The organism is Desertihabitans brevis (assembly GCF_003327535.1).
In the GTDB taxonomy this organism is placed as follows: Bacteria; Actinomycetota; Actinomycetes; order Propionibacteriales; family Propionibacteriaceae; genus Desertihabitans; species Desertihabitans brevis.
This window is the reverse complement of sequence record NZ_QOUI01000001.1, coordinates 579,340-592,678: the sequence shown is the minus strand read 5'-3', so window position 1 is coordinate 592,678 and position 13,339 is coordinate 579,340. Positions and strand designations below refer to the sequence as shown.

Below are 13,339 nucleotides of genomic sequence, written 5' to 3'. Positions count from 1 at the left end.
CAACCGCCCCGGGGACGACGACGGCCCCGGGCAAGGGTGCCCGGGGCCGTACCGCTCGCTGCTGCCGTCGGCGGTCAGCTCAGCTTGCTGGTCTCGTCGTGGATGTTCAGTGCGACCTGCTTCAGCCGGTCGGCGTGCTCCTTGCCGTGGTGCGCGCAGAACAGGAGCTCACCACCGCTGGCCAAGGTCACCCGCAGGTAGGCCTGGGCGCCGCACCGGTCGCAACGGTCCCCCGCGTTCAAGGCGGTGGCGTCGTCCATCACAGTTGTGCTCACGTCTGGCCTCTCTCTCACTCTGGGTCGGACCCGTCATGGCAACGGAGTCGTTCCCGCCGACCCGTTGACCCAACCACCATCCGGTCCACGTTGTTCCCGGATCCGACGATCCGGGACGACCCTTTCCCGATGGTGCTCGAGTGCTGCCGAGCGTACCCGGCGCGGTCCAGGCCATGCGCGACCCGCCGGGTCGTGACACAGATGTCACCTGCACCGTCGTCGAAGCACCGGCCCGCCCGGGGCCTGGGCGGCGCGCCGACCGGCTGGTGAGGGAGGCGCTGGCTAGGCTGACGTGGTGCCCCGAGGACACGTGACGAAGCCCACCGAGAGCCGCGACTACGAGGCCCGCCACCTGCTGGTGCTGGAGGGCCTGGAGGCGGTGCGCAAGCGCCCGGCGATGTACATCGGCTCCACCGACACCCGCGGGCTCATGCACTGCGTGTGGGAGGTCATCGACAACGCCGTGGACGAGGCGCTGGCCGGCCACGGCACCTCGATCGAGGTGACCCTCGGCGCCGACGGGTCGGTGCTGGTGGTCGACCACGCCCGCGGCATCCCCGTCGACCAGGAGCCCCGGACCGGGCTCAGCGGCGTGGAGGTCGTCTTCACCAAGCTGCATGCCGGCGGCAAGTTCGGCGCCGGGTCCTACAACGCCGCCGGTGGCCTGCACGGGGTGGGCGCCTCGGTGGTCAACGCCCTGTCCTCCCGGCTCGACGTCGAGGTGGACCGTGACTCCGCGACCTGGTCGATGTCGTTCCGGCGTGGCGTGCCCGGCACCTTCGACGGGCCCGGGTCCGACGCCCCGTTCACCCCCGGCGGCGGGCTGCGCCGCACCGGCAAGGTGCGCAAGGGCGTCAGCGGCACCCGCATCCGCTACTGGCCCGACCGCCAGATCTTCGCCCCCGACGCCGACCTGGACGCCACCCTGCTGGGTGACCGGGCCCGCCAGACCAGCTTCCTGGTGCCCGGGCTGGCGCTGACCATCACCGACGAGCGCGGCCCGGAGATCACGGTGGAGGAGCACCGCCACGACGGCGGCATCGCCGAGTTCTGCGAGTACCTCGCCACCGACCCCGCCGTCACCGACGTGCTGCGGCTGCAGGGCTCCGACACCTTCACCGAGACGGTGCCGATGCTCGACGACGCCACCGGCGCGCTCAGCCCCACCGACGTCGAGCGCACCCTCGACGTCGACGTCGCGCTGCGCTGGGGCACCGGCTACGACACCACCGTGCGCTCCTTCGTCAACATCATCGCCACCCCCAAGGGCGGCACCCACCTCACCGGCTTCGAGCGCGCGCTCACCCGCTCGGTGGCCAAGGTGCTCGAGGGCACCCGGCTGCTCAAGGCGGGGGAGGAGGTGACCAAGGACGACACCATGGAGGGGCTGACCGCCGTGGTCACCGTCCGCCTGGACGAGCCGCAGTTCGAGGGCCAGACCAAGGAGGTGCTGGGCACCCCGGCGGCCAGCCGGCTGGTCGCCCGGATCGTGGAGGACGAGCTCAGGGGCTTCCTCACCTCCACCCGGCGCGAGGAGAAGGCCCAGGCCCGCGCCGTGCTGGAGAAGGTGGTCTCGGCCTCCCGCGCCCGGGTGCAGGCCCGCGCGACCCGCGAGGCGCAGCGGCGCAAGAACGCGCTGGAGTCCTCCAGCCTGCCGGCGGCGCTGGCCGACTGCCGCAGCACCGACACCGAGCGCAGCGAGCTGTTCATCGTCGAGGGCGAGTCGGCGATGGGCACCGCCAAGCTGGCCCGCAGCTCGGAGTTCCAGGCGCTGCTGCCGATCCGCGGCAAGATCCTCAACGTCCAGCGCGCCTCGGTCGGGGACATGCTGAAGAACAAGGAGTGCGCCCAGATCATCCAGGTGGTCGGGGCCGGGACGGGTCGCAGCTTCGACCTCGATGCCGCCCGCTACGGCAAGATCATCTTCATGGCCGACGCCGACTCCGACGGCGCCCACATCCGCTGCCTGCTGGCCACCCTGTTCTTCCGCTACATGCGACCGCTGGTCGACGCCGGACGCGTGTTCACCGCCGTGCCGCCGCTGCACCGCTTCGAGCTGACCAACCCGCGCAAGGGCCAGGAGCGCTACATCTACACCTACTCCGACGCGGAGTACCAGCGGAAGGCGGCCGAGCTCACCAAGAAGGGCATCCGCTTCGCCGAGCCGCAGCGCTACAAGGGGCTGGGGGAGATGGACGCCGACCAGCTGGCCGATACCACGATGAACCCCCGGCACCGGGCGCTGCGCCGGATCACGGTGGACGACGCCGCCGCGGCCGAGCGGGTCTTCGAGGTGCTGATGGGCGACGAGGTGGCCCCGCGCAAGGAGTTCATCGTCGAGGGCGCCTACCAGCTGGACGCGGAACGCATCGACGCCTGACGGCGGGGGCGCATCGACGCCTGACATTGGTCCGGCGAGGGCCCGAAGGCCCTCGCCGGCACGCACGAGTGTGCCCTACCGGAGCCGGGTCGCACCCGTGCACCGGCTGAGAAGATGCTGTGGCTGCGGGGCGGGGTCAGGCGACCCGGGTGAGCAGCCCGCTGTCGACGTCGAGCAGGAACCCGCCGACGCTGGCCCGGCCGGCGACCAGCGGGTGCTCGCGCAGCGTGGCCAGGTCGTCGGCCAGCCGTGCGTCCTGGTCGGGGTCGGCGCCGATCGCGAGGTCGGAGGCGTCCAGACCGCTGCGCTCGGTGATCCGGGCCCGCAGGTCGTCGTCGGTGCCGCTGGCCATCGCGCAGCGGGTGTGCGGGACCACGAGGATCCGGGTCACCCCGAGCAGGTGGACACCCAGGACGCAGCCGACCAGGGCGTCGGGGGTCAGCCGTCCGCCGGGGGTGCGGATCACCTTGGCGTCGCCGCGCTCCAGCCCGAGCATCGGCAGCGGGTCGATCCGGGAGTCCATGCAGGTGACCACCGCCACGCCGGCGCGGGCCACGCCCTCCAGCGGGGTGCGGTCCTGCCGCTCGGCGTAGGCCCGGTTGGCCTCGAGCAGGTCGTCGAAGGTGTCGTCACCCGGTGCAGCCATGGCGGTCACCGTACCCGGGCCGGTCGCGGGTGCCGGCACGTCGTCGCAGGCCGGACACCAGCCGTGCCAGACTTCCCGCGCGTCCCGCGGCCCGCCGACCGGTGGGCCGGCGCCGAGCCGGAGGAGCACGATGACGACGACCGCGAACCGGGTGCCCGACGTCCCGGAGGCCGAGCGCGTGACCGCGGTCGAGCTCGCCGTGCAGGACCCGGCCGGGATCGCGGTGGCCGCCGCGGTCGGCGCGGACCGGCTCGAGCTGTGCACCGCGCTCGCCCTCGGTGGGATGACGCCCTCGGCCGGCCTGGTGGAGACGGCGGTCGCCTCTGGCGTGCCCACGCACGTCCTCGTCCGTCCGCGCGGCGGGGCCTTCGACTACACCGCCGAGGAGGTGCGGCTGGTCCGAACCGACGTCCGGCGGGCGGTCGCGGCGGGGGCGGCCGGGGTGGTGGTCGGCGGGGTGCGCGCCGGCGCGGTCGACACCGAGCTGGTCCGTTCGGTGGTGGAGTGCGCCGCCGGCGCCGAGGTCACCTTCCACCGGGCCTTCGACGTGCTGGCCGACCCCGACGGCGCGCTGGAGCAGCTGGCCGCGCTGGGCGTGCACCGGGTGCTGACCTCGGCCGGCGCCGCCCGCGCCGCTGACGCGCTGCCCGGGCTGGAGCGGCTGGTGCGCCGCTCGGACGGGCGGGTCCAGGTGATGGCCGGTGGCGGCGTCGACCCGTCCAACGCCGCCCGGGTGGCCGCCACCGGGGTGGCCGCCGTGCACGCCTCGGCCAAGCGGACCGTGCGGGAGGACGTCGCGGTGCCGCTCGGCTCGGCGGCGCCCGCAGGAGAGAGCGGCTACGACGTCACCGACGAGGCCCTGGCTCGCGGGATCGTCGCCGCCGTGCGGGGGGAGCGCGGGTGAACCTCCTGGGCATCGACCACGGCGGAACCAGCACCAAGCTCCTGCTCGTCGACGACGACAGCGTGGTCGACCGGGCCACGGTCGCCACCGGCTCCTTCGCCGACCTCGACGAGCTCGCCGACGGTCTGCTCGCCTTCCTGGCCGGACGTCCGGTGGACAGGTTCGGGCTCACCGTGGCCGGCACCCTCGACCCGGTCACCCAGGTGGTGCTGAGCAGCGCCAACCTGCGCTGGCTGGACGGGCTCGCCCCGGCGGCGCTGCTGGCCGAGCGGCTCGGCGTCCCCGGGACGGCCGTCCAGGACGGGGCGGCGGCCGCCACCGCGGAGGCCCGGCTGGGCGCCGGTCGGGGCGCGGAGGACGTCTTCGTGGTGGCGCTGGGAACCGGGATCGCCGGGGCGCACGTGATGGGCGGCCAGGTGCGGGCCGGGGCCGCCGGCGGGGCCGGGGAGATCGGGCACCTGGTGGTCACCGACGGTCCGCTGTGCAGCTGTCGTCAGCGCGGCTGCCTGGAGACCGCGATCGGCGGGGTGCAGCTGGGGGCGCGGTGGCTGGAGGCCGGCGGGGTCTGGTCCGGCCCGGGCGCCCCGACGGCCCGGGAGGTGGTGACCGCGGCGGAGGGGGGCGACCCGACCGCGGTCGCCACGCTGGCCACGGCCACCGACGCGCTGGCCCGCGCTCTGCTGCACCTGCTGGCCCTCGTGGACCCAGGACTGCTGGTGGTCGGCGGCGGGGTGGCTTCCGCGCCGCGGTGGACGGTGGAGCCCGCCGTGCGGCGGCTCCGGGAGCTGGCCACCTTCCACCGGGTGCCGGAGGTCCGGCTGGCCGAGCTCGGTTCCTGGGCCGGCGCCCACGGCGCGGTGCTGGCGGCCGGCGCGGTCGGGTAGAGCACCCGGGCCGGCGGGTATCAGTCGGTGGGCCGGCTGCCCAGACCGTCGATCGGCTGGCTGACCGGCTGGCCCGAGGCGTCCCGGCGCGGGTCGACCGCCGGCAGCTCGACCGGGCTGCCCGAGGCCGCGGCCGCCGCCGGGTGCTCCCCGACCCAGGCGGCGACCAGTGCGTCCTCGCCCTTGAGCAGCCGCATGCAGCGCATCCCGCCGGTGGCCCGGCCCTTGCCGGGGTAGGCCGCCAGCGGGGTGACCTTGACCGACCCGGTGTCGGTGCCGGGCAGCGCGCTGGAGCTGCCGGCCACCGTGACCACCGACGCCCCCGGGCCGTCCCCGGTGGTCGACGCGGCGCCGAAGAACAGCACCCGCGCCCCGGCGGTCAGCTTGATGCCGGCGATGCCGCCGCCGCTGCGGCCCTGCGGGCGCACCGCGGAGGCGGGGAAGTGCAGCAGCTGGGCGTCGGTGGTGACGAAGACCAGCTCCTGGGTGTCGGGGTCGCTCAGCTCCACCGCACCCACCACCTCGTCGCCGTCGCGCAGCCCGATCACCTCCCAGGCGTCACGGCCGAGCACCTCGGGGTTGACCCGCTTGACCACGCCCTGACGGGTGCCCAGCGCCAGCCCGGGGGAACCCGGGTCGAGGGTGGTCAGGCAGAGCACCGACTCCCCGGGCTCGAGCACCACCAGCTCGCTCAGCGGCACCCCGCCCTGCAGGTTCGGCGCGGCGGCGGTGCTGGGCAGCTGGGGCAGGTCGAGGGCCTGCACCCGGACCAGCCGGCCGGCGGAGGTCACCACGCCGAACTCACCGCGGGCGGTGGTGCGGATCCGGCTGGTGATGACGTCGTGGGTGGCGCGCCCGCCACCGGTCGGCCGCTGCTCCTCCCCGCCGTCGGCGGCCGCAGCGGTGCGGGCCACCAGCCGAGAGCTCGACAGCAGCACCCAGCACGGGTCGTCGGCCACCTCGAGCGGGGCGGCCGCGGTGGTGGCGGTGACCCCGCTGGAGGCCAGCAGCACCGTCCGCCGGGGGGTGCCGAACTCCTTGGCGACCGCCGCCAGCTCGTCCCCGACGGTCTGGCGCAGCACCGACTCGTCCTCGATGATCCGGGTCAGCGCCTCGATCTCGGCGCCGAGCCGGTCCCGCTCGGACTCCAGCTCGATCCGGGAGAACCGGGTCAGCCGGCGCAGCTGCATCTCCAGGATGTAGCTGGCCTGCGGCTCGGACAGCTCGAAGATCTCCATCAGCGAGGCCCGCGCGGCGGCGGCGTCGTCGGAGCGGCGGATCACCGCGATCACGGAGTCGATGTCGAGGATGGCGACCAGCAGGCCCTCGATCAGGTGCAGCCGCTCGGTGGCCTTGTCCCGGTCGAAGCGGGTGCGGCGCAGGGTGACCTCGAGCCGGTGGTCGAGGTAGACCCGCAGCATCTCGGGCAGGCTGAGGGTCCGCGGCTGGCCGTCGACCAGGGCGACGGAGTTGATGCCGAACGACAGCTCCAGGGAGGTCGCCCGGTACAGCTGCTCCAGCAGCACGTCGGGGTTGAAGCCGTTCTTGACCTCGATCACCAGCCGGGTGCCGTTGGCGAGGTCGGTGAGGTCCTTGACGTCGGCGATGCCCTGCAGCTTCTTGGCCTGCACCTGCGTCTTGAGCTGCTCCATCACCTTCTCCGGGCCGACGGCCAGCGGCAGCTCGGTGACGACGATGCCCTTGCGCCGCGGTGAGGTCTGCTCGACCCGGGCGGTGGCGCGCATCCGGAACGAGCCCTTGCCGGTGGCGTAGGCGTCGCGGATGCCGTCCAGGCCGATGATCTTGCCGCCGGTGGGCAGGTCCGGGCCGGGGACGAAACGCATCAGGGCGTCGACGTCGGCGTCGGGGTGGCGCAGCAGGTGGCGCAGCGCCTGCACCACCTCGACCAGGTTGTGTGGCGGGATGTTGGTGGCCATCCCGACCGCGATGCCGCTGGTGCCGTTGACCAGCAGGTTGGGGAAGGCGGCCGGCAGCACCGACGGCTCGGACTCCTTGCCGTCGTAGTTGGGGCGGAAGTCGACGGTGTCCTGGTCCAACCCGGCGGTCATCGCGATCGCGGCCGGCGACATCCGGCACTCCGTGTAGCGCATCGCGGCCGGGCCGGCGTCGGGGGAGCCGAAGTTGCCGTGCCCGTCCACCAGCGGCAGCCGCATGAGCCAGGGCTGGGCGGTGCGGACCAGGGCGTCGTAGATCGCGCCATCACCGTGCGGGTGGTAGAAGCCCATCACCTGCCCGACGACGCGGGCGCACTTGACGTGGCCGCGGTCCGGACGCAGGTTCATCTCGTCCATGGTGTAGAGGATCCGGCGCTGCACCGGCTTCAACCCGTCCCGGGCGTCGGGCAGCGCCCGGCTGTAGATCACCGAGTAGGCGTACTCCAGGAAGCTGGTCTGCATCTCGTCGGAGACGTCGACGTCGAGGATCCGCTCGGTGAAGTCGTCGTCCACCGGGGCACTCTTGCGGGGCATGGGCAGCCAGGCTCCTCATCGGCAGGTGATCGGGCAGCACCCGCCATTGTGTCCGCTCGCGGCGCCGGAGCCGTGGTGCAACGCCGCGCGCGGACGGGCGGGGCGCGTCAGGGTGTCGGGCTGGGCTCGCGGGCCAGCACCCGCGAGAGCAGCTCCCACAGCCCCCGGCCGTCGGGGGCACGGACCTCCGGGGCGGGGCCGTGCGGGCCGGAGGAGAGCTGCTCCTCCAGCAGGGTCATCGGCGTGCCGTGGGCGAGCACCTGCTCGACCGCGTTCAGCTGGCGGATGCCGATCGCGCGCACCCGGTCGGGGAACCGGGTGGCGAACTCGTTGTACAGGCTCGGGTCGTGCTGGCCGTCGTCGCCGATCAGCACCCAGGAGATCTCGGGGAAGTCGTGGGCCAGCGCGTGCAGGCAGTTGAGCTTGTGCTCCGGGCCGCTGCGGAACCAGCCGGTGTTGGTCGGGCCCCAGTCGGTGAGCAGCAGCGGCCCGCGCGGGAACTCGTGGTGGCCGAGGAAGCGGGCCAGCGTCGGGGCGGTGTTCCAGGCCCCGGTGGAGACGTAGACCAGCGGCGAGCCCGGACGCTCGGCCAGCAGCTTCTGGTACAGCTCCGACATGCCCGGCACCGGCTGACGGGCCGACTCCTGCAGCACGAAGGTGTTCCAGAACGCCAGCAGCGGCCGGGGCAGCGAGGTCGAGATCACGGTGTCGTCGATGTCGCTGACGATGCCGAAGTCGACGTCGTCCTCGAGGATGCGCACCGGCACCTCCACCGGCGGCGCCTCCTCGGTCTCCACGCTGACCGTCCGCCAGCCCGGCTCCAGCCCGTGCTCGAGGATGCGCAGGTCGAGGTAGCCGTTGCGGCTCACGTGCGCGGTGCTGAACCGGTCCCCGGTGCGCACCGTCACCTTCGCCCGCAGCGCGGGGGCGGTGAGGAAGTTGCGCCAGCCGCGGCGGTCCAGGGTGCGGGCGACGGGCAGTGGCACGTGGTCGGGGTCGGGGGTGAGCACGACCCGGGCCAGCACCCGCACGAAGCGCCGGTTGCCGTAGCCGGTGTAGCCGACCACCCGCTCGCTCCACCCCCGGCCGCGGAGGAGGCCGTTGAGCACGGCGATCAGGCGGTCCTCGACCCGCGCGGCGATGAAGGGGCGGTCCGACATGGGGACGACGATAACGGACCCGGTGCTCACCCGCCGGATGGTCCGGGCGCCGTCGCACGGGCCGGGGGCGGCCGGGCGCCGGCCGCTAGCATGACCGCGTGTCCGGGGACCTGACCGAGCTGCCCGAGGGCTATCCGCAGCAGTGGGAGGCCGACGTCGTGCTCTCCGACGGCGGCACCGCGCACCTGCGCCCGATCCGGCCCGAGGACGCCTCCCTGCTCACCGACTTCTACGGGCGGGTCTCGGAGGAGTCGAAGTTCCTGCGCTTCTTCGCCCCCTACCCGGTGCTCAGCCCCCGCGACGTGCGCCGCTTCACCCAGGTGGACTACGTCAACCGGGTCGCGCTGATCCTCACCATCCGCGGCGAGATGGTCGCGGTCGGCCGCTTCGACCGGCTGGAGAACGACGAGGCCGAGGTGGCCTTCCTGGTGGAGGACTCCCAGCAGGGACGCGGGGTGGGGCCGCTGCTGCTGGAGCACCTGGCCGAGGCCGCCCGGGAGCGGGGCATCACCCGGTTCACCGCCGAGGTGCTGCCGCAGAACCGCGCCATGGTCGGGGTGTTCACCGACGCCGGGTACCGGGTCAGCCGCCAGCTGGAGGACGGGGTGGTCCAGGTCGACTTCCCCATCCTGCCCACCGACACCTCCGTGGGGGTGATGGAGCGGCGCGAGCACCGGGCCGAGGCCGCCTCGATCCGCCGCCTGCTCACCCCCGAGCGGGCCGTCCTGATCGGTCCCGGACGCCGGCTGCAGCGTCTCGGTGACGCCATCGCCGACGGTCCCTTCACCGGTGAGCTGATGGCGCTGAGCACCGACGGCGAGCCGGTGCAGGGGGTGCGGATGATCAGCTCGGTGACCGAGGTCGGCGAGTTCGTCGACCTGGCGGTGGTGGCGGTCGGACCCGACGAGCTCGGCGGGGTGGTGATCGACGTCGCCCACCACGGGGCCAAGGGGATGCTGGTGATGGGCGGTCCCGGTCCGGACCACCCGGGCCGCACCGAGGTGATCAGCCTGGCCCGCGCCTACGGGCTGCGCGCCCTCGGACCGGACACCCTCGGCCTGATCAACACCGACGACGGCGTCCGGCTCAACGCCACCCCGGCTCCGATGCCGCGCACCGGACGGGTCGGGCTGTTCAGCCAGTCCGCCGCGATCGGGGTGGTGCTGCTGTCCTCGGCGCTGGAGCACAACGTCGGGATCGCCAACTTCCTCTCCACCGGCCCCTTCTCCGACGTCACCGCCAACGACGTCATGCAGTTCTGGGAGGACGACGAGCGGACCGCGGTCTGCCTGCTGTCGCTGGACAAGATCGGCAACCCGCGCAAGTTCACCCGGATCGTGCGCCGGCTGGCCCGCCGCAAGCCGGTGGTGGTCTTCGCGCCCAGCCGGTCGCTGCGCTCGGGCCACGAGGCGGAGCTGGCCCGTCCGGGCGCGATGGCCCCGCCGGGGGCCGTCGACGCGCTCTTCCGCCAGTCGGGGGTGATCGTCAGCGAACGCCGCGACGCGATGTACGACCTGGCCAAGCTGCTGGCCCGCCAGCCGCTCCCGGCCGGGCCGCGGGTGCGGGTGGTGACCAACGACCCGACGATGGCCAGCCACGTCACCGCCGCCGCGGCCCGGATGGGTCTGGTGCCCAACGAGCCGGTGACGCTGGACGCCGACGCTGACGGGCACGCCTTCGTCGCGGCCGCCCAGACGGCCCTGGACGACACCAGCAACGACTCGGTGCTGTGCGTCGTGGTGGGCATCTACGACACGGTCGCCAACGACGCCCACGGCCGGCTGTCGGCGCTGGCCGCCACCACCGCCAAGCCGCTGGTCGGCGTGTTCGTCGACTTCACCCGGGTCGCCCGTCGGGCGGCCGGCCACGACGGACCGGGCCAGCTGCCCACCTACTCCGGCTACGGCGACGCGCTGGCCGCGCTCAACGCCGTCTCCGCCTACGCCCACTGGCGGGCGCGCGACCCTGGTGCGGTGCCGCTGCTGGAGCTGGAGGTGGAGGAGGCCCGCCGGCTGGTGCACGACGTGCTCACCGACGCGCCCGGGGGACGCACCCTGACCGACGACGAGTCCGCGGCGCTGCTGCGCGCCTTCGGCATCCGGGCCGTGCCCCGCTACCGGGTGGACACCCTCACCGAGGCGACCCGGGTGGCCGAGCGGCTGGGCTGGGACGTCGTGCTCAAGGCCACCGCGGTCTCGGTGCGCGGACGTCCCGACCTGGCCAGCGTGCACCGCAACCTCGACGACGCCGCCGACATGGCCGAGGCCTGGGCCGACCTGGGCCGGCTCGTCAACGAGCTGGGGCTGGGCACCATGGACGACCAGCACGTGGCCGAGCCGGTGGTGCAGGCGATGATGCCGCCGGGCGTCTCGCTGGTGGTCCGCTCGGTGGAGGACCCCGACTTCGGCCCGGTGATCAGCCTCGGCCTGGCCGGGTTCGCCTCCGACATGCTCGGCGACGTGGTGTTCCGGGTGCCGCCGCTGACCGACGTGGACGCCGCGGCGATGGTGCGCTCGCTGAAGGCCGCGCCGCTGCTGTTCGGCCTCGGCGGCAGCCGCGGCGTCGACACCGGCGCGGTGGAGGACCTGCTGCACCGGGTGGCCGAGATGGCCGACCTGCTGCCCCAGCTCAGCGAGGTCGTGCTCACCCCGTGCCTGGCCTCCACCCGCGGCGTGGCGGTGCTCGGCGCGCGGGTCAGCGTGGTGCCCACCCGCGACGTCCGCGACCCGCAGGCGCGCGCGCTCTGAACGGTCGGAGGATGTCGGGACGCCGTGGAAGGATGGCCCCCATGTCGTCGAGCGCGAGACGTCCCAGCCCGCCGCGGAGCGGGGAAGCGAGGGCGTTGCAGGAGGAGATCGCGGCGAGCGGGTACTTCCCGGCGCTGATCGCCGACGCCGTCACCGGCGGCGTCGGTGAGGAGGAGATCCTCTCCTACTGCCTGCACCTCGAGCCGACCTTCACCCGCGACGAGGTGCACCGCCACCTCACCGTGCTGGTGCTGACGCCCACCCGGCTGGTCCTGGTGCACACCGACGAGGCCCCGGTCGACCCGCGTCCGGAGGGCGACGAGGCCGAGAGCCGCCCCGGCGGGGACGGGCAGGCCGTCCTCTCGGTGGAGTCGATCCGGCTGTCCGGGATCGTCGCGGTGGCGCTGACCAAGGTGGTGGCCGAGCCGGCCCGCTGGCAGCCCGGACGCAGCGGGGTGAGCGAGGCCTGGCTGAACGTCGGCTGGGGCACCATGCGCCGGCTGGAGCTGGAGCCGGCCGGGTGCGAGGACCCGCAGTGCACCGCCGACCACGGCTACACCGGCACTCTCACCCCCGACGACCTGACGCTGCGGGTGAGCGTGGCCGCCGACGGCCAGCAGCGGCTGGACCGCCTGGTGGCCTTCGCCGAGGCGTTGCAGCAGGCCAGCGGCGTCCGGGGTGGGCGCTGAGGGTGGCCGCCACGACCGCGTTGCCGGAGATGGTGCTGCCCGCCTACGGCAGCGCCAGCCTGACCGACCTGCTGCCCACCGTGGCCGCCCGGCTGGGACGTCGGCTGGAGCCGGAGCGCCCGGCTCCGCTGCCGCTGCCGGAGGGCGAGCGCTGGGTGGTGATGCTCGTCGACGGGCTCGGCTGGGACCTGCTGCGCTCCGCCGCGCGGGAGGCGCCCTACCTCGGCGGGCTGACCCGCACCGGCACCGCGATCACCGCCGGCGTCCCGAGCACCACGGTGACCAGCCTCAGCTCGCTGGGCACCGGGCTGCCGCCGGGTGGGCACGGGATGGCCGGCTACATGTTCCGGCTGCCGCACACCGATGAGGTGCTCAACGCCCTGGTCTGGGACTCCGCGGCTGCGCCCCGCGACGTCCAGCCGCGCCCGACCGTGTTCGAGGCGCTCAAGGACGACGTCGCGGTCTCCAGCGTGGCCCCGGCCCGCTTCCGCGGCAGCGGGCTCACCTTCGCCGCCCTGCGCGGTCCGTCCTTCCTCGGGCTGGACGACGAGGGGGACGAGGACCGCCGGATCGAGCTGATCGTCGAGGCGGCCACCACGGCCCGGCGGACTCTGGTCTACGGCTACGAACGCGCCCTCGACCACACCGGGCACGTCGAGGGCAGCCGGTCCGAGGCGTGGCTGCGCCACCTGATCCGGATCGACGCCTACTGCGAGCGGTTGCGCCAGGCGTTGCCCGACGACGTCCGGCTGGTGGTCACCGGCGACCACGGCATGGTCGACGTGGCCTGGGCCGACCAGCTGGTGGTCGAGGACGAGCCGGAGCTGCTGGTCGGCGTGCACCGGCTGGCGGGGGAGGGCCGGCTGCGCCAGCTGCACCTGGCCGACGCCGCCAACCAGCTGGCCGGGGTGACCGCGCGGTGGCGCGACCGGCTGGGGGAGTCTGCCTGGGTGCGCACCCGCGACGAGGCCTTCGACGAGGGCTGGTTCGGTCCCGCCGACGAACGGGTGCGGCTGCGCTTCGGCGACGTGCTGGTGGCGATGCGCGGGCCCGGCGCGGTGATGACCCGCAGCCTGGACCGCGAGCTCAGCCTGCTCGGCATGCACGGGTCGCTGACCTCGGCCGAGATGCGCGTGCCGCTGCTGGTGGACTGAGAGGGGGAGGG

Annotated in this window: 10 protein-coding genes; 6 read left to right on the top strand and 4 right to left on the bottom strand. The window is 74.1% G+C overall.

Annotation, left to right across the window (positions count from 1 at the left end; genetic code table 11):
* Positions 1–74 precede the first annotated feature (74 nt).
* Positions 75–260: a DUF7455 domain-containing protein gene (locus DT076_RS02790; protein ID WP_114125067.1), complete on the bottom strand. Its 186-nt coding sequence runs from the start codon at positions 258–260 to the stop codon at positions 75–77.
* 310 nt (positions 261–570) lie between these two features.
* On the opposite strand from DT076_RS02790, the gene DT076_RS02785 reads away from it, so the two are divergent.
* Positions 571–2,655, top strand: coding sequence for a DNA gyrase/topoisomerase IV subunit B (locus DT076_RS02785; RefSeq protein WP_233493584.1), 2,085 nt, complete (start codon positions 571–573; stop codon positions 2,653–2,655).
* 136 nt (positions 2,656–2,791) lie between these two features.
* On the opposite strand, the gene DT076_RS02780 is transcribed toward DT076_RS02785, so the two are convergent.
* Complete coding sequence (locus tag DT076_RS02780; protein ID WP_114125247.1) at positions 2,792–3,301, bottom strand: beta-class carbonic anhydrase; 510 nt, start codon at positions 3,299–3,301, stop codon at positions 2,792–2,794.
* 130 nt (positions 3,302–3,431) lie between these two features.
* On the opposite strand from DT076_RS02780, the gene DT076_RS02775 reads away from it, so the two are divergent.
* Entirely contained in the window at positions 3,432–4,205 is a 774-nt protein-coding gene (locus tag DT076_RS02775) for a copper homeostasis protein CutC (protein WP_114125065.1), read from the top strand.
* Positions 4,202–5,089 carry an ROK family protein gene (locus DT076_RS02770; RefSeq protein WP_114125064.1) on the top strand — a complete coding sequence of 296 codons (888 nt, stop codon included), beginning with the start codon at positions 4,202–4,204 and terminating at the stop codon, positions 5,087–5,089. Before DT076_RS02775 ends, DT076_RS02770 begins: the two co-directional genes overlap by 4 nt.
* A gap of 20 nt (positions 5,090–5,109) precedes the next feature.
* Here DT076_RS02770 and DT076_RS02765 read toward each other — a convergent pair whose 3' ends face one another.
* Together DT076_RS02765 and DT076_RS02760 are read right to left on the bottom strand one after the other, a co-directional pair.
* Positions 5,110–7,578 carry a DNA gyrase/topoisomerase IV subunit A gene (locus DT076_RS02765; RefSeq protein WP_114125063.1) on the bottom strand — a complete coding sequence of 823 codons (2,469 nt, stop codon included), beginning with the start codon at positions 7,576–7,578 and terminating at the stop codon, positions 5,110–5,112.
* Positions 7,579–7,685: 107 nt separating this feature from the next.
* The gene (locus DT076_RS02760; RefSeq protein WP_114125062.1) at positions 7,686–8,738 is read right to left on the bottom strand and encodes an App1 family protein; all 1,053 of its coding nucleotides are present in this window, start codon (positions 8,736–8,738) and stop codon (positions 7,686–7,688) included.
* Between the two features lie 98 nt (positions 8,739–8,836).
* On the opposite strand from DT076_RS02760, the gene DT076_RS02755 reads away from it, so the two are divergent.
* From DT076_RS02755 to DT076_RS02745, 3 genes are all read left to right on the top strand, one after another.
* Complete coding sequence (locus DT076_RS02755) at positions 8,837–11,485, top strand: GNAT family N-acetyltransferase (RefSeq protein ID WP_114125061.1); 2,649 nt, start codon at positions 8,837–8,839, stop codon at positions 11,483–11,485.
* Between the two features lie 95 nt (positions 11,486–11,580).
* Positions 11,581–12,174 (top strand): DUF5998 family protein, encoded by a 594-nt coding sequence (locus DT076_RS02750; protein WP_325048346.1) that lies wholly within the window; start codon positions 11,581–11,583, stop codon positions 12,172–12,174.
* A 2-nt stretch (positions 12,175–12,176) separates the two neighbouring features.
* Positions 12,177–13,328, top strand: a complete 1,152-nt coding sequence (locus DT076_RS02745) for an alkaline phosphatase family protein (protein WP_114125059.1) — start codon at positions 12,177–12,179, stop codon at positions 13,326–13,328.
* Positions 13,329–13,339: the final 11 nt, after the last annotated feature.

Excerpts from the sequence above, each read along its gene's own strand:
- DT076_RS02790 (WP_114125067.1), bottom strand. The coding sequence starts at position 260 with ATGGACGACGCCACCGCCTTGAACGCGGGGGACCGTTGCGACCGGTGC.
- DT076_RS02780 (WP_114125247.1), bottom strand. The coding sequence starts at position 3,301 with ATGGCTGCACCGGGTGACGACACCTTCGACGACCTGCTCGAGGCCAAC.
- DT076_RS02775 (WP_114125065.1), top strand. The coding sequence starts at position 3,432 with ATGACGACGACCGCGAACCGGGTGCCCGACGTCCCGGAGGCCGAGCGC.
- DT076_RS02765 (WP_114125063.1), bottom strand. The coding sequence starts at position 7,578 with ATGCCCCGCAAGAGTGCCCCGGTGGACGACGACTTCACCGAGCGGATC.
- DT076_RS02760 (WP_114125062.1), bottom strand. The coding sequence starts at position 8,738 with ATGTCGGACCGCCCCTTCATCGCCGCGCGGGTCGAGGACCGCCTGATC.